Here is an 18,178-nt window from a genome sequence, read left to right on the forward strand (position 1 = left end):
TTCAGTCCACCAGGGGCAGATACAGCCGGAAGGTGGCCCCGCGCCCCAGGGTGCTGACCAGATCCACAGTGCCGCCATGACGCTCGGCCACGGTCTGGACAAAGGCCAGGCCCAGGCCCGCCCCGTGCGGGCCGCCCATCTCCTGGTCCTGCTGGCGACGGAACCGCTGGAACACCAGGGGCTGGTCCTCGGGGGCAATGCCTGGCCCCTGATCCGCCACCGCCACAATGCCATAGCCTCCGGCTTTCTCCACTGTGACCGCGACTTCCGTGGATTCAGGGCTGTACTGCAGGGCATTGGTCAGCAGGTTGATCACGGCCCGCTCCAGCAGTTCCGCATTGCCCTGCAGCCACAGATCCTCTTCCCCTTCCAGTTCGATCCGGATTCCCCGGCTGCGGGCCTGCTGCTGGACGGCATCCACCGCGTTCTCGGCAATGGTCAGCAGTTCGCATTCATAGAAGCGTTTCTCTGTGAGGTCCTCGGCCCGGGCCAGCTGAACAAATTCTTCCGCGAGTTCATAGCTGCGCCGGGCCAGGCGAGCAATCTGGCCCAATGTCTCCGGGTCCGCATGACGGTTCTCGCGCTGGAGCTGATCCAGCAGCGCCAGCTGCGAGACCAGGGGGGAGCGCATGTCGTGGGAGATGAAATCAATCGCTTCGCGATACTGGCGCTGGCGCTCACGCAGATCGGTGATGTCCGAGAAGTTGGCAATCAGGCCGGGCTGGCGCCAGGGGCTCCGGCCGAAGGGCGTCAGGTGAAACAGCAGGGTCTGCTGCCCGAGTGGCAGTTCCGCCGTGAGGGGAGTGCCGCCAGTGAGTACCGACAGGACGGCGTCGCGCCAGTCCCGGGTTCCGGGTGGCGGGGTCGTGTAGGGTACCGAACCCGCCAGAAGCCGGGCCAGTGGCATGCCCTGCAGGCTCTCGCGGGGGGTGCCGAACCACACCGCAATGTGCCCGTTAACGAACTCGATCACACCCAGGGCGTCGGTCACAATGACCCCATCCGGCATACGCTCGAATCCTGTGCCGATGAACCGGCGCATGCCGGCCAGGTTGAGCGCTGCGGAATGAACGCGCTGGATACGGCGTGACAGTCGTTCACGGCTGGTTTTGATGGCGGCGGACGCGGTTCCGGCGTGCAGGGGCAGGCGGTTCAGATAGGCGCGCCGTGCATCGTCCGTACCGCTCGTGGGCCAGACCAGGCCCAGCTCATGCCAGGCACCGTTGCGGTGGAAGCGGACACGGCTGGTGGTGGCCTCGTGCTGCCACTTACCGGGTTGCTGGAACTGGTGGGTGGTCACGGGAGGCTGCCCCCGTACTGCTTGCCCCTCGGTAACAAGCCAGCCATCCCGTGCGCCCAGCAGTTCCTCCAGATGTTCCAGAAGGCGTGCTGGTGCTGTATCCGCAAGCTCGCTGGTGGGCACATCGCGCTCATGGCCGAGTGCGTCCAGCTGGCGGTTGAGGAAATGGGTGAGCAGCGCCAGGCGCTCCGCCGTCCAGAGGGGAAAGGCGAGTGCCGCCACCACTGCCGGCGCCGCAGGGGGCATCCAGAGCTGGAGCCAGCGCATGGCGAGGGCACTGAGCAGCAGGGGCAGAGCGGTCAGGCCGAGGCTGAGCAGCAGTGTGCGCGTTGGCCGCATGCGCGGAAACGCCAGTGTGATCAGCAGGATGATAGCGATGCCGGTAGCGGCCACAGGCCACAGCGATCCCGGATGGATCAGCCGGTCCCTGGCCATGGCGGCATAGGCGTTGGCGTGGAACTCCACCCCGGTCAGGGGGTTGCCGCGCCCGGACAGGGGCGTGGGCAGCACATCGCCAAAGCCGGCGGCGGTGTGGCCTACAAAAAGCGTGCGGCCGGCAAGCCGGGAATCCGGTACCCGGCCTTTCAGTACGTCAATATAGGAAAAGCGCGGAATCGCTCCGGTCCGGGTGAAGGGAACATGGACACGGTGGCTGCGTACGTTCACGTAGGGCGCCGCCTGTTCCGTCGCCGCAGGTGCCCGGCGCTGGATTCCGGCCTGCATGGCCACGGCATCGGCGAGGCTGGGCCAGGTGGCCTCTCCCAGTCCCTGGCGCCGGAACAGAGTGCGGGCGATGCCATCGTCGTCCAGTTCCGCATGCACATGGCCCAGGGCCGTTGCTGCCCGGGTCAGCCGGGCAGTCGGCAGGAATTCCCGCAACGGCGTTTCACTGTCTCCCGGGAAGATATGCAGAGGCAGAATCACGTTGCCGTGGCGTTCCATGGCCTCGGCCAGGAGCCGGTCGTCGTGACCATTTTGCGAGGGCTCGGTAAACAGTATATCCAGTGCGATGGGTCCGGCACCCGCCTCATCCAACCGATTGATCAGGCTGGCATGGCGGTGGCGGGGCCAGGGCCAGCGGCCCAGGGCTTCGAGGCTCTTCTCATCAATGGCGACAATGGCCAGGTCGTCCGGTGGTGTGACCGGCATCAGGCGGATGAAGGTGTCGTGCAGCCAGAAGTCCAGCCGCTGGGTGGTGGAGGTACTGAGCAGCAGAACCAGCACGGCGAGCAGGGGCAGGGCGAGATGCCAGCGTGCCAGACGGCGGGAGGGCAGCAGCTCGGCGGTTTCCATAATACGGAAGATCCCTTCCGGTTCGTGGTTCATTCCACGGCGATTTCGCGAACCTCTCCCCAGTCACTGTGCATGGGTGGTGGAGCCAGGCCCTTTACGCGCACATGATAGCGCTCTCCGGGGTCCAGGCGCATCCGGATTTCGGGTTCACTGACCTCCCGGTCCTGCACGATGCGCTCAAAATCACGGTCTTCGGCGATCTGAATGCGGTAGCCATCGGCACTGTCAACGCTCTGCCAGTACAGGTTGACGCGGTCGTCGATGGTATTGGCACTGATGACACGGGTAGCGTCCAGGCTGCCGGCAAGCCTGAAACAGTTCACCGGGCTGGTCGCCGTGCTATCGCCGCCGGCGCGTGTTGCCACCCGCCAGCAATACTGGCCCGGTTCCAGTGGTTCATTCACGCGTGCGCTGTCACCGGTTTCCCAGGCACTGGTGGCGATGGTTTCCTCGAATGCGGCCGAGCGTGCCACTTCGACACGGGCCTGCTCGGAGTCGCCCTGGAGAGACCACTCGAATTCCGGTTGCCCCTGTTTCACGGTGGCGTCCTGGGCGGGGGTCTGCAGCGTTGCCGGCCGAGCCTGCAGGGGGACCTCGGATTCAAGGCCGTCCGCGTTCGAGGCGAGCTGTGATGTGGGTGGCAGGGGCCGGATCACCGGCTCTGAGCCGGGGCCGGGCGAAAGGAAGGCGGAATAGCCTTCGCGGATCGGTTGCATGTCCTGGCGGGTGCCGAACCAGACTTCGCCCTCCCGCACTTCCAGGAGGGTGCCGTCCTCGCGGGCTTCGAGGCCGAAACGGGTGCCACGCACGGCGGCCACGGCGGAAGGCGTATGGATCTCGAACCGCGAACCGTTCTCTTCCGTGGGTTCCACATGCGTTTCGATGCGGCCCTGCTTCAGGTTCATGCGGGTATCGGCCATGGCACCACGGCCATACTGGGTCAGGCGGTTGAACTGCAGGCGGGAGTCCGGCTCGATGGCCAGCGTGGAGCCGTCCGCCAGCCTGATGCGGGCATAGCCATCACTGGCGGTGCGTACGCCATCACCGACGTTCAGGCGGTCGCCTTCGTCCAGCAGATCCCGGGTGCCTTCCGGGTGACTGGTCCGCCAGGCCTGGCCACGCACGGCAATTGCCCTGGCCGGTCTGGGGCGGCGTTCCAGCCACTGAACGGGCACCTGGAGCGTGTTGCCGGGCTCCAGCGCTGCATCCCGTGCCCGGCTGTTGTAACCCATGAGCTGGCCGGCACTGCGGTTTTCAGAGAGGAGGCGGTCGGCGATGGCCGCTGGGGTGTCATCGGGTTTGATGGTGTAGGTCCAGTCGCCATCGGAATCCGCGGGGGCCGGTGCCAGGGTGAGCTCCGCGTTGGCGGAACCGCGCGCGACATCGCCGCTGGCTGGCATGGCGCAGAGCACCATTGCGGCCATCACGAAGGGCCACAGACGGATTGGTCCGCGTGCTACTGAACTGGTTGCGACTGCCTGCTGCCCCATGGAACTCCAACCCGCCTTCAGGCGCTTTCGGCCTCCTGGTCCACCGCTTCCAGCCGGTAACCGCGCTGGTAGATGGTCTTGATGCGGTAGCCATTCTCCGGCTTGATGCCCAGCCGCCGTCTCAGGCGGCTCATGTGTGTGTCCACGGTCCGTGTATTGATGTCGCTGGATACGCCCCAGACCCGCTCAAGGAGCATTTCCCGGGTGAGCAGCCGGCCCTGGTTCTGGAACAGGAACAGGGTCAGGTCGAAATCCTTGTCCGTCAGTTCGATCAGTTCACCGTGGCAGTGGATGGTGCGTTTGGTGGTGTTGATCACGAAGGGCCCGAAGACCAGCTCCTCCTTCTCCACTTCCGGATGAACCCGGCGCAGCAGCGCCCGAACCCGTGCCAGCAGCTCGCCCGGGCGCAGCGGTTTGGCCAGGTAGTCATCGGCACCGGCGTCCAGGGCCTGGATGATGTCCTGTTCGCTGTCGCGCTGGGTCACGAACAGTACCGGTATGGGCCAATCCAGGTTGAGCCGGACCTGGCGCAGGACCTCGATCCCGTCGATGTCGGGAATCTGCCAGTCGAGAATCAGCAGGTCGTAACTTTTGTGGGTGACGGCACTGAGAAACGCCTGACCGGTCGGGAAGCAGTCGCACTGTTTCCCGTCTTTCTCAAGCAGCTCCGCGATGCGGTCCGCCTGTTCCTGCTCATCCTCCAGAAGTGCAATGCGCATTGGGCCCTCCGGGTTCCTTCATACAGCATTCCACAGGCCGATCCTGTGGTGCAGTTGTTGAAATGTTGTAAAGGGTAACATGGATCAGTGCCACTGCTTTCTCAAGGCGTTGGCGGTATTCCCTGAAATCATGTCAAACGGCACGGGTGTCGGGTCTCCCGTCACGGTCCGGTACCGTGGTGCGGCAGCCAGGGTATCGGCTGCAGCCCCAGAAGGGGCCGTTACGTCCATTGCGGCGGACCAGTGGCGCATAGCAATAGGGGCAGGGCACCGGCGCCTGGTCCATGCCATCCGATGTCCCCTCAGCCTGCGCCTGCGGTTCATCCTGGGGGTCCGGCTGCTCTGTGATGCGGCGCGTTCCCTTGCATCCGGGAAAGCGCGAACAGGACCAGAATTCCCCATAAGGGCCACTGCGCCGGCGCATCGGGGCCCGGCAGCGTGGGCAGTGGACACCGGTCTGTTCCGGTTCCGGTGGGGCGAAGTTGCTGCGGGCGGGTTCGATCAGGGTGCGGATGTCGCTGGCGAGCTGGGTCAGGAAGGCGTCCGTGTCCGCCTCGCCCTGGCGGATGGCTTCCAGCCGGGATTCCCAGATGGCGGTGCGGTCCGGGGTGGTCGCGTCTTCCGGCAGGCCATCGATCAGGGCACGACCCTTGGCTGTGGCATGGATGGAGCGGCCTTCACGGTACAGGAAGTCCCGGTTGAAAAGAGTCTGGATAATGGCCGCGCGGGTGGCTTCCGTGCCCAGGCCGTCGGTCTCGCGAAGGGTGCGGCGCAGGGCCTCGTCTTTTACAAAGCGGGCGATGCCGGTCATGGCCGAGAGCAGGGAGGCGTCCGTGAACGGCAGAGGGGGCCGGGTGGTTTTCTCCAGGCAGCGGGCCTCGTGGCAATGGACTGGTGTGCCGGGATCCAGCCGCGGCAGGGGGGCTTTGGGCGTTTCCGCTTCCTGGCGGCGCTGAACGGGTTCCAGCCGTTTCCAGCCCGCGTACAGCAGGCCGGTCTCCCGAGCCCGGAAATGCTCGCCGGCAATGGTCGCGCTCAGGTGCCCCTCGCGGTGGATGGCGTCGTGCTCGAACTGCATCAGGTAGAAACGGGCCACCAGGTCGTAGACGGCCCGCTCGTTGGTGCTGAGCTTCTGCAGGTCCATCACCCGGCGGGTGGGAACGATGGCATGGTGGGCGCTTACTTTCCCGTCGTCCCAGGCACGGCTGCGGCGGCCGGGATCGTCCGGCACGCCCTCGGGGGCCAGATCCGGGAGGTTGCGCTGGATGGCTTCGAGCAGTTCCTGGCGGTCCTCCCAGTGCGCTTCGGGCAGGTAGCGGCAGTCCGAGCGCGGGTAGGTGATGAGGCGGTGTTTCTCGTAGAGGGACTGGGCGGCGCTGAGCACCTGTTCGGCACCCAGCCCGTAGCGCTTGGCGGCCGTGATCTGGAGCACGGAGAGTGAGAGCGGCAGCGGTGGTGCCTCGTTGCGTTCGCGGAAGCGGGCGTCCGTGATCTCGCCATCCTGCCCGGTGACCTTCGCTTTCACGTCCTCGGCGGGTTTGCGCCGGAGCAGGCGGCCTTCCTCGTCGATATGGGCGGAATGCGCTTCGCCGGGCTGCCAGCGGGCCCGGAACAGGGCGTCCGGCGTGTCCGGCGGGGCGAGGGCGGCATCCAGCTGGAACCAGGGCGTGGGCTCGAAGTCCTCGATGGCCCGGTCCCGTGCGACCACCAGCCCGAGAACGGGCGTCTGGACACGGCCCACTGAGAAGACTCCCTCCTTGCCCTGCTGCTGGTGGTGAAGGGTGTAGGCGCGGCTCAGGTTGATGCCGTAGAGCCAGTCCGCGCGCTGGCGTGCCTCCGCCGAGGCCTTGAGCGGGGCAAAGCGCTGGTTGCTGCTTTCTTCCTCAAGGGCGCGGCGCACGGCAGGAGGGTTGAGATCGTTGATCAGCACGCGGCGGACGGCGCCGCGCACACCACACCATTCCAGTACCTCATCCACCAGCAGCTGGCCTTCCCGGTCCGGGTCGCCGGCGTGGATGACCTCCTGCGCCTGAGCCGTCAGCCGTTCAAGCACCGTCAGCTGGTCGCGCACGTCCTCTTTGGGGCGGCGCTGCCAGTCCTCCGGGATCATGGGCAGCAGCTCCATGCGCCAGCGCCGCCATTCCGGGCGGTAATCCCCGGGTTCAATGGGCTCCAGCAGGTGACCCACGCACCAGCTCACGTATACCCCGCCGCCACAGTCCAGGTAGCCCTGCCGGCGCTGGGGGCTGTTGGTGATGGCGGTGGCAATGGCGCGGGCCAGTGAGGGCTTTTCCGCAATATAGAGGCGCATTCGGGCTCCTGCCGGACGCTGTGCTAGACTCGACTGCGCATTGTAACGAATCCGCGGACGCCGGAGGTGGCATGTCGCTGCATTCCCAGATCGAGGCTCTCCTGACGGAGCATTTCAGTCCTGAAGTGCTTTCGGTGGAGAACGAAAGCCATCAGCACGCGGTGCCGCCCAACTCCGAGACCCACTTCAAGGTGGTGATGGTGGCGGGTGCGTTTGAGGGCAAACGCCGCGTGGGTCGCCATCAGGCCGTCTATGGCGCGCTGGATGAGCCGCTGAAACAGGGGGTCCACGCGCTCACGCTGCATCTCTACACTCCGGACGAATGGCAGTCCCGCGAGAGTGGGGCGCCTGAGTCCCCGCCCTGCATGGGCGGATCCCAGGCCGGCTGAGGAGGCGCCAATGAGCCAGTTCTTTGAGATCCATCCGGAGACCCCACAGCCCCGGCTGGTGCGCCAGGCCGTGGAGATCCTGAAACAGGGCGGCGTGATCGCCTACCCCACGGATTCCGCCTACGCGTTCGGCTGCGCGTTGGGCGAGAAAAAAGCGGCTGAACGCATCAAGTGGCTGCGCAACCTGGACGACAAGCACAATTTCACCCTGGTGTGTAAGGACCTGTCGGACATCGGCCCCTACGCCAAGGTGGACAACGTCCAGTTCCGGCTGCTCAAGTCCCACACGCCGGGCCCCTATACCTGGATCATGGACGCCACCAGTGAGGTGCCGCGCCGGCTGCTGCATCCCAAACGCCGCCAGATCGGCATCCGCGTGCCGGATAACCGCATTGTGGAGGCGCTGGTGGCGGAGATGGGCGAACCCATCATGAGCTCAACCCTGCTGATGCCGGGTGACGAGTGGCCCATGAGTGATGCCGAGGAGATCCGTGACCGCCTGGAGCACCACGTGGATCTGGTGATTGAGGGCGGTTACTGCGGGCGCGAGCCGACCACGGTTGTGGACCTGTGTGGTGACGTACCCGTGCTGCTGCGTGAGGGCAAGGGCGACGTTACGCCGTTCCAGTAGGAATGAAGCCGGTCAGGCCGGCTGGTTGAAGCGGATCTCGAAGCCGGCCGCCGGATCCTGACCCTGGCCGGATTCATCGGTCATGACCTGCTTGCGCAGTTCCTGGTAGCGGTGGGCAATGTCCTGGAGGCGGTTGTTCTCCGGGCTTTCGCTTACAAGACTCTCCAGCATGGAATTGCCTTCCCCGTAGGCCTGGGAGATGCGTGAGACGTTCTCCAGATACTCCACCGTGGGCTGGTTGGTGCTCAGGCGGTTGAAAGCGGCCTTGAAGGCCCGGTTCTGGTTGAGGTCGTTCTCGATGCGGTCCCGGGTCTCCTGGGGAATCTGGGCTTCCATCTCGATGTCCCCCAGATTGTTGCGCCGCACCGCCATCCGGGTGCCAAGATCCACCTCCAGCTCCTGAAGCTTGGTGCCGATGGTTTCCTTCACAAAACCACTGTCCCGCGCCACAGCATTCTTGAACTCCTGCATGGGCAGATCCGCCAGGCTGACATTGCTGCCACCACGGTCTTGCAGCGTCACGCGTTCGTCGGCAATGGAGGTCGCCGTCTTGGCCGGCGCGGGCTCGCTCCCAGGGGCCTGCTGCGGTGCTTTCTGCTGCGCCCCGCTGGTCTCAGTGCCCTGAATGGCCCGGGCCCCGAAGTTCAGTGCCGCATCCAGAATACCCATGATCGGTTCACTCCTGGCAGAGGTTTGCCGGTTTTCCGTCGTTCACGGGCAGGGGTATGCAGGATTCAGGCCAGAATATGGTGCCCCCGGCAGGATTCGAACCTGCGACCTACGCCTTAGGAGGGCGTCGCTCTATCCTGCTGAGCTACAGGGGCGGAGAGGTGCGTATGGTAGCGGGCTCTGCATCCGGCATCAAATCATGTTGTTGCCGGTGGTGACCGGGCCGGCCTAGACTGCCCCTCTTTTCGTCCGTTTCCGGGGGTAAGCTTGCGGATTTCCATCATTATGCCGGTGCTCAATGAGGCCGCGGGCATCGGGGCCACACTGGCCGCGCTGCAGCCGCTCCGGGTCGCTGGCTGTGAGGTGATCCTGGCGGATGGGGGCAGTGAAGACGGTACCCACGAGGCGGCTGGCGATTGCTTCGACCGGTGGATTAGCGCTCCCAGAGGGCGTGCGAACCAGATGAACGCGGGGGCGTCAGCGGCTACCGGTGAGCTGCTGCTGTTCCTGCATGCGGACACCCGGCTCCCTGCCAATGCGCTGCAGTGGCTGGAGCGATTCGCCGCCAGTGATCGGCTCTGGGGGCGTTTTGATGTGCGCCTTTCCGGCAACCGCCCGCTGTTCCGGGTGATCGCCTGGTTCATGAACCAGCGCTCGCGGCTGACCGGCGTTGCGACCGGAGATCAGGCCATTGTCGTGCGCCGCAGCCTGTTCGAGCAGGTGGGCGGGTACGAGCCCATCCCGCTGATGGAGGACGTGGCGTTGAGCAAAACACTGCGCCGCCATTCCCGCCCCTACTGCATTCGGGCTTCGGTAATCACGGACAGCCGTCGCTGGGAGGTGAACGGTGCCTGGCGTACCATCGTATTCATGTGGCGGTTGCGCTGGGCCTATTGGCGGGGAACCGACCCTGAGACACTGGCCCGGCGCTATCGCAGCTGACATGGAGCGGAACAGGGAATAACAATAATGCAGTACCAACCTGCGTTGATGCAGTTCGCCAAGTGGCCCCAGAAAGGCCAGGTCAAAACCCGTCTTGCGGCCGAGTTGGGAGAGCGCAAGGCACTGGAAGCCCACATTGTTCTGACGGACACGGTTCTCAGGAACCTGATGGACAGCGGTTACCCGCTGACGTTCTGGTGGGACCGGGATATGACGGAGACTCCCATTGAGGCTGAAGGCATTCTCCTGCGCCTGCGCAAGGGAGGGATTCCGCAGCGGGTCCAGCAGGGCACGGATCTTGGAGAGCGCATGGCCAACGCGCTGGATGAGGCCATTGCCCATGCCGGCGCGGGCATGATCGTGGGCAGTGATTGCCCAGCGGTCACGCCGGATTACGTCAGAAGGGCGGCGCAGACGCTGGAAACGGCGGATGTGGTGATTGGCCCCTCGAACGACGGGGGCTTTGTCCTGATCGGCGCAAAGCGATCAGTGCCGGGCATGCTTGAAGGGCCGGCCTGGGGCAGTGAGCAGGCGCTGGCGCAGACCCAGGCGGCTCTCCACGAAAAAGGGCTCCGGGTGGAATACCTGGAGCCCCTCTGGGATGTGGACGAACCCGAGGACTGGGCGCGCTTTCAGCGCCTGCGCTGAAAGTACAGGCTCAGCCCCTGGCCCACCAGGCTCTGGGTACCGGCACCGAAGGCCTGGGCCTGGAGCTGTTTCACCACTGGTGCTGTTGCCAGGTTGGCGCCGTCCGTATCCCGGGCCCGAAGAAGCTTCCAGTCCACCTCACTGCTGAGGTTGTCCATCAGCGCGTGAAGCTGGTTGCCGTCCTCCGGGAAGAACCAGCGCTTGCGGCACCCGGCCGTGGCGTAGAAATCCGGCTCGTTCAGCAGTTCCTGGTAGGCCTCATGCTGCGGGTTGTTCAGGATCATCCGGCGCAGGCGCCGCAGTGTCTCCGTGGTCGGCTGCAGTCTGTGGCGCTCCATCATCCGGCGCAGTGCCACATCTACACGGCTGGCGCCGTGCTCACCGGTGTGGATGTGCAGCAGCCCGCCGCTGCCCAGCGCCTGCTGGGCGAGCGTCTTGATGGGTGTGCCGTCATGGCCCTCTGACGGCAGCTGGCGGATTTCCACCATCTGCACCTGGTTGCCGTCCTGGATGAAACGCGTGGCCAGTGAATAGGGCCAGAACACAATGTTCTGCAGGCCTTTCTCCTGTGCCAGGCGGTTGCCGTGGGCCAGGCCCGCCAGGTTCTCATCCACCGCGACCACCTCCACGTCCGTGAAGTAGTTCGCCAGTTCCATGGCGTGCTGGCCGGAGCCTGCGCCGATCACCAGAATGCGCACGGTCTCGGGCCAGGCGCTGGTGTCGATGCCCAGGCTCTGTTCCAGTTCCTGCTTGAGCGGCTGCTCATGGTGGATGCGCAGGTTATGCCAGCAGGGCCAGGCGTGGGGCAGGTCCGCGCGCGCCAGGGCCAGCTCGTCCTGCTTCTCCTGGAACTGCTGCTTGTAGGCTTCTTCATCGGCCTTGTGGTAATAGGTCTCCGCCATCAGTGGCTGCATGCCCTCCGGCCAGTCCGCCAGGGCGAGACGACCGATGTGCTGGGCATAGCTCTGGTGGAAGAGAGCGCCGTAGAGGCTGCGCATGATCAGCCCGGCGGCGACTTCCTCCGGCTGGAACCCGTCCCGCAGTTCCACCTTGAGGTTCGCGTCCAGCTCCCGGATGAAGGCGTCTTCCTCCTCCGAAACCACCTGGGCGAAGCCGGTGCGTGTGGCGTAGCGGCTCAGGGCCATGGCCAGGCGCTGGCGGGATTCGTAGAGCTCGCCGGTGTCGCGCACCTCCAGCAGGAGGGCACGGCGGGCATGGGTGATCAGCTTTTCCAGCTCGGCGTCCGCCAGCAGTGTGGTTTCCAGTGCCAGCAGCAGGAGTTCGTCCGCGCAGACCGCATCCAGCAACCAGTCGCCCGGCGCCATTTCCTGCGCGTACTGCTGGCGCAGCAGGTTGGTGACGAAGCGGCTCAGCTCCTGGTGGGGCAGGCCAGGGTGGGAAAGGAGGCGGATGGCATCCTGTGCAAGGGCGCTGTCGGCCTGGTGCACGTCCAGGTGGCGAGCGCATTCGAGCATGCCGGCGTAGACGGAATCCCATTCAGCGCCGTGATCGAGCAGCGTGCGGTAATGCAGGTAGGCCTGATCGAACCGCTGTTGCTGGCGCAGGGCGTGGGCCTTACCGGCGAAGGCAGGGGCGGACTGGCGCTCATGGGTCAGGGCTTCGTCAAACAGAGCTTCGGCCTGTTCCGCCTCCTCACGCATCAGCGCAAGATAGCCCAGGTTGGCCAGAACCTGGCCGGAATCCGGAGCTGCAACCCGGGCCCGGCCCAACACCTCGCCGGCCTCCTCGAGGCGCCCCTCGTCCATGGCGACACGGCCGAGGAGGTTCAGGGCCTCCGGGTGTTCCGGCTGGGCACCGAGAACCACATCCAGGGCTTCGCGCACCTGCTGGCGGGCGTGGCCGCGCATGGCCGGCTCTGTCCCCGGGCTGTTGGCAAAACGGTAGAGCTCATTCGCCTGAAGCAGGCGACGGGCCATGGCCGCTTCCTGTTCGCGGGTTACCTGTTCCAGCTGGGTCTGCGCCTGCATGTTGCCCCCTTAACTCGTTATTCCGTTGGTGTTGTTCCGGTTCAGCCCTGCAGCAGCTGCAGCACCTGCTGGGGCTGCTGGTTGGCCTGGGATAGAATGGACAGGCCCGCCTGCTGCAGGACCTGTGCCCGTGAAAGTTCCGAGCTTTCCTTCGCGAAATCCGCATCCACGATTCGGGAATTGGCGGATTCCAGGTTGTTGGTTGCCGTTCGCTGGTTACTGATCGCCGATTCAAAGCGGTTCTGGGTCGCACCCAGCTCCGCCCGCTGGCTGTTCACCTGGGCCAGGGCGTTATCCACCGCGACGATGGCTTCATTGGCGCCCTCAGTGGTCGAGATGTCCACGTAGCGCATGAGCTGGCTTTCTTCATCGTTACCGTAAGTGCCGATGTCGAAGCCGGCCCTGGAGGGATCACCGTCGGTCTCGATCTGGATGCTGCCGGCGGATTCGAGGGCGATGGAGCTCCGCTGGATCTGACCACTGCCAACCCCGGTGTTGTCGGCTTTGTCACCAAACCCGAAGTCCCCCTCACTGTAATTCGGGACGTCGAAGTCGCTTACCGCAACGTTGCGGCCATCTTCCGCAATGAGTCGGAACCTTGGTTCATCATTGCTGTTGGTGAAGGCTTCGGCCCGGACGCCGGTTGTGCCGGAGCGGGCATTTACGGCGCCCACAATGGCTTTCTGGCGCTCTTCCACTGTTGCGTCGCCCTCAAAGCTTACGTCAATGGAGGTACCGTTGATCTCGAAGCTGCCGTTCGCGTCATTGCCATTGTCACTCTGGCCCGCGAGGTTGTCGCCTGTGAGTACGGTCGGGTTGGCACTGGCGGTTACACCGGTTTCCTCTGAGTGGGCATTGATGGCTGCTGCCTTGGCGATGGCGCTGGTATTGCGGCCGGTGTCCTCCGGTGAGGCCGTGTCATCGTCCGCCTCACTGCCACGGATTTTGACTCCGTTTAGGATCAGATCGATGTTCCCGTTATTGTTCCTTATCGGTTTATCGGAAACGATCTCACTGGAAGCACCACTGTTGGTGCCGCTGTAGGTGCCCTGCTGGAAGCCGGCATCGCTGATATCGCCGTCCGAATCCAGTTGAATATCGCTGCCGTCTTCGGAGATCAGGGTGTAAGTGCCACGGAAGGTCTCGGAATCACCATCGGTTGCCTGAAGACCAAGCCTCGCGGAAAGGTCATCGTTATTGATGGTGTTGCCACTGGCAGTGCCATCCGATATGCCGGTATTGCTGCCGAAATCCAATGTGATATTACGGCCATCCTCGGCAACCAGCTGGATGCCGTCTTCAAGGTCGCCGCTGAAGCTCGCTTCAACACCCGTATTTTCGGTTTTACCATTAATGGTTTCCGTAATACGGGAAAGAGCCTGCTCGACAGTTTCTCCCGGTGGTGCGTTGTTGGTGCCGTTAATTGTGAGCGAAACTCCGTTGAGGTTCAGAGAAACGTTATCAGCTGGGAGATCTTCATAGTTGATGGCCGTCATGTCGGTTCCAGCCAATGTCGTTGCGTTGGCCTGTGCGCTGACACCAGTAAACCGGGTCTGATCATTAACCGCCGCAGCGCGGGCAATGGCACTCTGGCTCTGCTTGGCATAAGACGTATCGTCATTGCGAGCAGCAGGCGCATCGATCACAGTTCCGTTGATTCGCAGATCGCCTTTGTCCATTTCCGCATCGGTGGCAGTGGAGGTGAGACCGTCATCCGGCGCGCTGCCAAGGTTGTCCAGCGTTGAGCCGACCAACCCCAAGTCTATGGTCTCACCATCATTGGCGCCGATCTGGAAGAACGTTTGGGCGAAGGAGCCGTCCAACAGCTTGGTGCCGTTAAAATCCGTGTCCTCTGATATACGGCTGATTTCCGCCTTGAGCTGCTGAACCTCCTGGTTCAGAGCCTCGCGGTCCTGAGCCGTATTGGTCGCGTTGGCGGACTGCAGGGCCAGTTCCCGGATGCGCTGGAGGCTCTCGGACATACTGCCGAGCGCTCCTTCAGCCGTCTGGGCCAGGGAGATGCCGTCATTGGCATTGCGAACGGCTTGGTTGAGCCCCTGGATCTGGGACTGGAATCGGGTGGAAACGGCGATACCCGAGGGATCATCCCCGGACCCATTGATCCGCAACCCCGATGAGAGCCGCTCCAGTGCCTGCTGGTACTGGTCCTGGCTCCGCTCAAGATTGCGCTGCGTCTGCAGCGACGGAATATTGGAGTTGATGATCTGGCTCATCGCTCACCGTCTCCCGTAGTAGCCACCGGCTTCGCTTAACCCTGGATCAGCTGCAGCACCTGCTGCGGCCGCTGGTTGGCCTGTGACAGGACCGAAAGACCGGCCTGCTGCAGGGTTTGGGTGCGCGAGAGCTCGGCCGATTCCTTGGCGAAGTCCGCGTCCTGGATGCGCGAACGGGCGGATTCAAGGTTAACCGATGACTCACTCAGGTTGGCGATGGTGCTTTCGAAGCGATTTTGGACAGCACCCAGGTCGGCGCGGATACCGTTGATTTTCTGGAGCGCGGCATCCACTGACAGGATGGCTTCGTTGGCACCTTCAACGTCTGAAATATCGATTGTGGCAACGTTCTTGTCTTCGCTTACCTGAATCAGGTTGGTATCAAAGCCAATCTTGCTGGTATCACCGGTCAGATCGACATTTTCCAGAGATTGCAGCGTGATCTGGCCGCCATATTCATAGGTGTTGCTAACAGATGCATCACTTCCTGCGTCCTGCTGAAAGCCATCCTGGAAAGCGGATGTAATTGTGGACTGGCCCGTGCCACCACCGCCACCATCGGTAATGTTCATTTCCTCATTGAGTTTGATGTTTCTGCCATCATCGGCCGTCAGGAGCAACTCGCCGTTGGTGTCAATTTCTGCTCTTACGCCCGTGGTGTCGGTCGATTGGTTGATGCTGTCAGCCGCCTTTTGAAGTGAAATCGAGTCCCCTGGGTTGAGGTTCGTTTCCAAAACCCGAGTTTCATTCACCTCGAGCACATATGAGGCGGAGTCATCGCTATCTGGATCAGTGAAACTGGCAAGTTGAGCGTTGTCTGAGCCGATACCCTGAATACTTTTCTGTGTCTCAGCGAGTGCGGTTACGCCATCAATGCTACTGCCATTGATGGCCGCTGCTTTGGCGTAAGCACTGTCGCCCTCTTGGCCAGGCAAGGTACCAGCAAATCGGTCTGAACTTGCTATGGGCTCACCGTTGATACTGAGGTCTGAAGGTTCGAGAGCAGAATCATTCACACCGCTGTAGGTTTGGATATCAGTTGGTGCAGATCCGTTGGTCCCATTGGTAGCAGTCCCAAGTGTCTCAGCGCCGAATCGGTCTTCTGTCCCTGCCGTATTGACGACAGAGCCCATTTCATTAGCCCGCGCACTATCGATCGATATACCAATCGTTTGATTAGCATTGGCCCCGACTTGGTATTGTTGGTCCACGTAACTGCCATCCAGAACCCGCAGCCCGTTGAACTCGGTCTGAGTCGCAATCCGGTCAATCTCTTCCTTGAGCTGAGAAACCTCCGCCTGCAGCGCATCCCGGTCAGACTGGGAGTTGGTGGCGTTAGCAGACTGGATTGCAAGTTCGCGGATCCGCTGTAATGCGTTAGCAGATTCCCCAAGTGCGCCTTCTGTCACCTGAGCAAGGGAAGTGCCGTCGTTGGCGTTCCGGACTGCCTGGTTCAGGCCGTTGATCTGGGCCGTGAAGCGTTCGGAAATGGCAAGTCCAGCGGCATCGTCCTTGGCTGAGTTAATTCTTAGGCCAGAAGACAGGCGTTCCAGGGCCGTGTTGGCATTCCCCTGGGTCTCATTCAGGTTCCGCTGGGCGTTAAGCGACGCGATGTTGGTGTTAATGACCTGAGGCATGGCTTTTTCCTCCGCCTTCTCTCTGCCGGCCGGGCATTGCCGGTGTCGGCACTGGTTCGATCAAAGATTGTTCTGCTGAGGCCGGTTAAGCGAAGGGTGTGCCAATTCTGGATTTTCGGTTTCATCTTTCTGTTTATAAAATAAAAAATGGATAGGGTCTGGGGCATATAGGGATGGTTCTGCGGCAGATGTGCCGGCTTTCTGGCAGGCTTTTGCCGCTTTTTCGGGGTCGCCGTGTGCGGTCTTTATGCGCTAGACTTCACGCCATTGCCCGGGAATGATGAACAAGGATTCAGTTGTGATGAGCCAACCCGTTCAGGTTGCGCCGGATCTGCTTGAAGTAGGGCGGCCACTGCTGTGGCCGCTTTACAACGCGTCGTACCGACAGCTTGCTCCCCAGGGGCATGTGATCCAGACCGAAGGCGAATGCGAGCGGTTCCGGGCGCAGGGGTATTACCACCCTCCGGAGCGACTGGAGGAGGTTCTGATATCCGAGGCCGCAGCCGTGGACTCGCTCAACCCTATAGACCCCTTTACTGAGTATGGCTTCCTGCTGGTGGCTCTGGAGCGCGCGCTGGATGCGCTGGCACGGGGTCAGAAGGATGCCCGTCAGCGGCTGATGGATCTGGTTCAACGGGTCCGGCTTGCGGGCATGAGCAATCCGGAGGCCTGCCTGGCGCTGATCCATGTGTACGCCGCCCGGCCCAGTGTTCATGAGCAGACGCTGTTCTACGCATTCCTGTGCTGGTTTGTGGGAAGTGAACTCGGTTATGAGGAGGAGGCTCTGCAGCAGCTGGTGGCCGCAGCCTTGAGCGCCAACATTGCGCTGATGCCGTTCCAGGACCGGTTGAATGCTTCGCGCAATACACTGTCAGAGCAGCAGCGGGCCATCATCCGCCGGCATCCGGAGCGCAGTGCGGAGGTTCTGACGGCGGCCGGGGTGGCGGATGAACCGATCACTACGGTCATTCGCCAGCATCATGAGGAGTGGGATGGCTCCGGTTACCCCAACGGGCTCAGGGGCAAGGCCATCAGCCAGCCTGCGCGTATCCTGGCCATGGCGGAACGCTATGTAGCACTGATCACCCGTCGGGCTTATCGTGACCGCTACCGTACGGACGACGCCCTGCGATACCTTCTGGATGTGGCCCGGCAGGATCCGAACAAGGCCCACTACAGGGCGCTCTACAACACCCTGACCATTCACCCTCCCGGTGCACTCATCCAGCTCAAGAACGGTGAGACGGCAGTGGTGGCGAAACGGGCCCTGGGCGAACGGCCACTGGAGATGCTCTGCGTGGCCAACCCGCAGGGGCACTTCTACCTGGATCCCATCCTGCGGCGCGATGACGGCACGCATTCCCTGGTCGAACAGACCGTGGTGACGGAACCTCGGCCGTCGCTGGATCTGGCCCGGCTGCTTCGCTGAAAGGAGCTGTCGCTATCCCGCACCTCCAGCAACGAAGGGCCCGCCATTCCCTCAAGCCGGTTAGGTGTTCGTAACCCTGGCAGCGTAGATAGTCCTGGAGCAGTTTCCAGCTCAGTTCGTAGGTAGGTTCAAACGCCTGAATGACGCCCTGCTTTTTAACGTGAAAATTATGGCAGTGGGCCGTCCAGACCGCCTCTGGGAGAGAGTCGTCCTCTCTCAGTGCCGCGCAAACACTTCTTCTAGCGTTTGAGCTTCCAGCACATTCTCGCCCCATCTTTCCAGTTCATCGGTGGTAGCGTCATAGAGTCTTTGCTTTGTCTCCGGATCAAGCACGCCAAAGCGGCGTTGAAGTTGTTTTGCCAGAAGGGCACGCTCGCCCTCCGCCTGGCCCTGTAAAATCCCCTGCTGAATGCCTTCATCCCGCGCTCGTCCAACGATGCCGGTCATAACATTACTCTCCTGTGGGAATCTCTGTTCATATTCCATACGTTCATTATC

General features: G+C 63.0%; 14 protein-coding genes, 1 tRNA gene and 1 pseudogene. 5 read left to right on the forward strand and 11 right to left on the reverse strand.

Translation table 11 applies throughout. The features are described 5' to 3' along the window. Window position 1: 1 nt before the first annotated feature. The 4 genes from F3089_RS15060 to F3089_RS15075 all read right to left on the reverse strand — a co-directional run bounded on the left by F3089_RS15060 (window position 2) and on the right by F3089_RS15075 (window position 7,113). Window positions 2-2,626 (reverse strand): CHASE2 domain-containing protein, encoded by a 2,625-nt coding sequence (locus tag F3089_RS15060; protein ID WP_225741789.1) that lies wholly within the window; start codon window positions 2,624-2,626, stop codon window positions 2-4. Then, on the reverse strand, window positions 2,623-4,083 hold the full coding sequence (locus F3089_RS15065; protein ID WP_151441606.1) for a FecR domain-containing protein: 1,461 nt from the start codon (window positions 4,081-4,083) through the stop codon (window positions 2,623-2,625). The genes F3089_RS15060 and F3089_RS15065 overlap by 4 nt, the downstream gene beginning before the upstream one ends. 17 nt (window positions 4,084-4,100) lie before the next feature. Next, complete coding sequence (locus F3089_RS15070; RefSeq protein ID WP_151441607.1) at window positions 4,101-4,802, reverse strand: response regulator transcription factor; 702 nt, start codon at window positions 4,800-4,802, stop codon at window positions 4,101-4,103. A 133-nt stretch (window positions 4,803-4,935) separates the two neighbouring features. Continuing rightward, window positions 4,936-7,113 (reverse strand): DNA topoisomerase III, encoded by a 2,178-nt coding sequence (locus F3089_RS15075; RefSeq protein ID WP_151441608.1) that lies wholly within the window; start codon window positions 7,111-7,113, stop codon window positions 4,936-4,938. 71 nt (window positions 7,114-7,184) lie between these two features. Here F3089_RS15075 and F3089_RS15080 point away from each other — a divergent pair, with 71 nt between their 5' ends. Then, on the forward strand, window positions 7,185-7,502 hold the full coding sequence (locus F3089_RS15080) for a BolA family protein (RefSeq protein ID WP_151441609.1): 318 nt from the start codon (window positions 7,185-7,187) through the stop codon (window positions 7,500-7,502). Between the two features lie 10 nt (window positions 7,503-7,512). Continuing rightward, on the forward strand, window positions 7,513-8,133 hold the full coding sequence (locus tag F3089_RS15085) for an L-threonylcarbamoyladenylate synthase (RefSeq protein ID WP_151441610.1): 621 nt from the start codon (window positions 7,513-7,515) through the stop codon (window positions 8,131-8,133). A 12-nt stretch (window positions 8,134-8,145) separates the two neighbouring features. Here F3089_RS15085 and F3089_RS15090 read toward each other — a convergent pair whose 3' ends face one another. Next, window positions 8,146-8,802, reverse strand: a complete 657-nt coding sequence (locus tag F3089_RS15090) for a hypothetical protein (RefSeq protein WP_095617797.1) — start codon at window positions 8,800-8,802, stop codon at window positions 8,146-8,148. A 78-nt stretch (window positions 8,803-8,880) separates the two neighbouring features. Then, window positions 8,881-8,957 (reverse strand) — tRNA-Arg (locus F3089_RS15095). Window positions 8,958-9,069: 112 nt separating this feature from the next. Between F3089_RS15095 and F3089_RS15100 the strand changes: the two genes are divergently transcribed. Continuing rightward, on the forward strand, window positions 9,070-9,744 hold the full coding sequence (locus F3089_RS15100; RefSeq protein ID WP_225741790.1) for a TIGR04283 family arsenosugar biosynthesis glycosyltransferase: 675 nt from the start codon (window positions 9,070-9,072) through the stop codon (window positions 9,742-9,744). 27 nt (window positions 9,745-9,771) lie between these two features. Further along, window positions 9,772-10,392: a TIGR04282 family arsenosugar biosynthesis glycosyltransferase gene (locus F3089_RS15105; protein ID WP_151441611.1), complete on the forward strand. Its 621-nt coding sequence runs from the start codon at window positions 9,772-9,774 to the stop codon at window positions 10,390-10,392. On the opposite strand, the gene F3089_RS15110 is transcribed toward F3089_RS15105, so the two are convergent. The 3 genes from F3089_RS15110 to F3089_RS15120 are packed head-to-tail and all read right to left on the reverse strand — an operon-like array spanning window position 10,377 to window position 16,251. Beyond that, on the reverse strand, window positions 10,377-12,380 hold the full coding sequence (locus F3089_RS15110; protein WP_151441612.1) for a class I SAM-dependent methyltransferase: 2,004 nt from the start codon (window positions 12,378-12,380) through the stop codon (window positions 10,377-10,379). The genes F3089_RS15105 and F3089_RS15110 overlap by 16 nt on opposite strands. Window positions 12,381-12,421: 41 nt before the next feature. Continuing rightward, window positions 12,422-14,614 carry a flagellin N-terminal helical domain-containing protein gene (locus F3089_RS15115; RefSeq protein WP_151441613.1) on the reverse strand — a complete coding sequence of 731 codons (2,193 nt, stop codon included), beginning with the start codon at window positions 14,612-14,614 and terminating at the stop codon, window positions 12,422-12,424. Between the two features lie 35 nt (window positions 14,615-14,649). Continuing rightward, window positions 14,650-16,251, reverse strand: a complete 1,602-nt coding sequence (locus tag F3089_RS15120) for a flagellin N-terminal helical domain-containing protein (protein ID WP_151441614.1) — start codon at window positions 16,249-16,251, stop codon at window positions 14,650-14,652. A 301-nt stretch (window positions 16,252-16,552) separates the two neighbouring features. Between F3089_RS15120 and F3089_RS16090 the strand changes: the two genes are divergently transcribed. Continuing rightward, entirely contained in the window at window positions 16,553-17,680 is a 1,128-nt protein-coding gene (locus tag F3089_RS16090) for an HD-GYP domain-containing protein (RefSeq protein WP_225741791.1), read from the forward strand. Window positions 17,681-17,753: 73 nt separating this feature from the next. Here the strand turns inward: F3089_RS16090 and F3089_RS16095 are convergent. Then, window positions 17,754-17,954: pseudogene (locus tag F3089_RS16095) on the reverse strand (nucleotidyltransferase substrate binding protein); the annotation flags it as partial. Next, a partial coding sequence (locus F3089_RS15135) for a DUF4351 domain-containing protein (RefSeq protein WP_151441616.1) occupies window positions 17,897-18,178 on the reverse strand: 282 nt, incomplete at its 5' end. The pseudogene F3089_RS16095 and the gene F3089_RS15135, both read right to left, overlap by 58 nt.

It is taken from the genome of Halospina sp. K52047b (assembly GCF_008709855.1).
In the GTDB taxonomy this organism is placed as follows: domain Bacteria; phylum Pseudomonadota; class Gammaproteobacteria; order Pseudomonadales; family Oleiphilaceae; genus Halospina; species Halospina utahensis_B.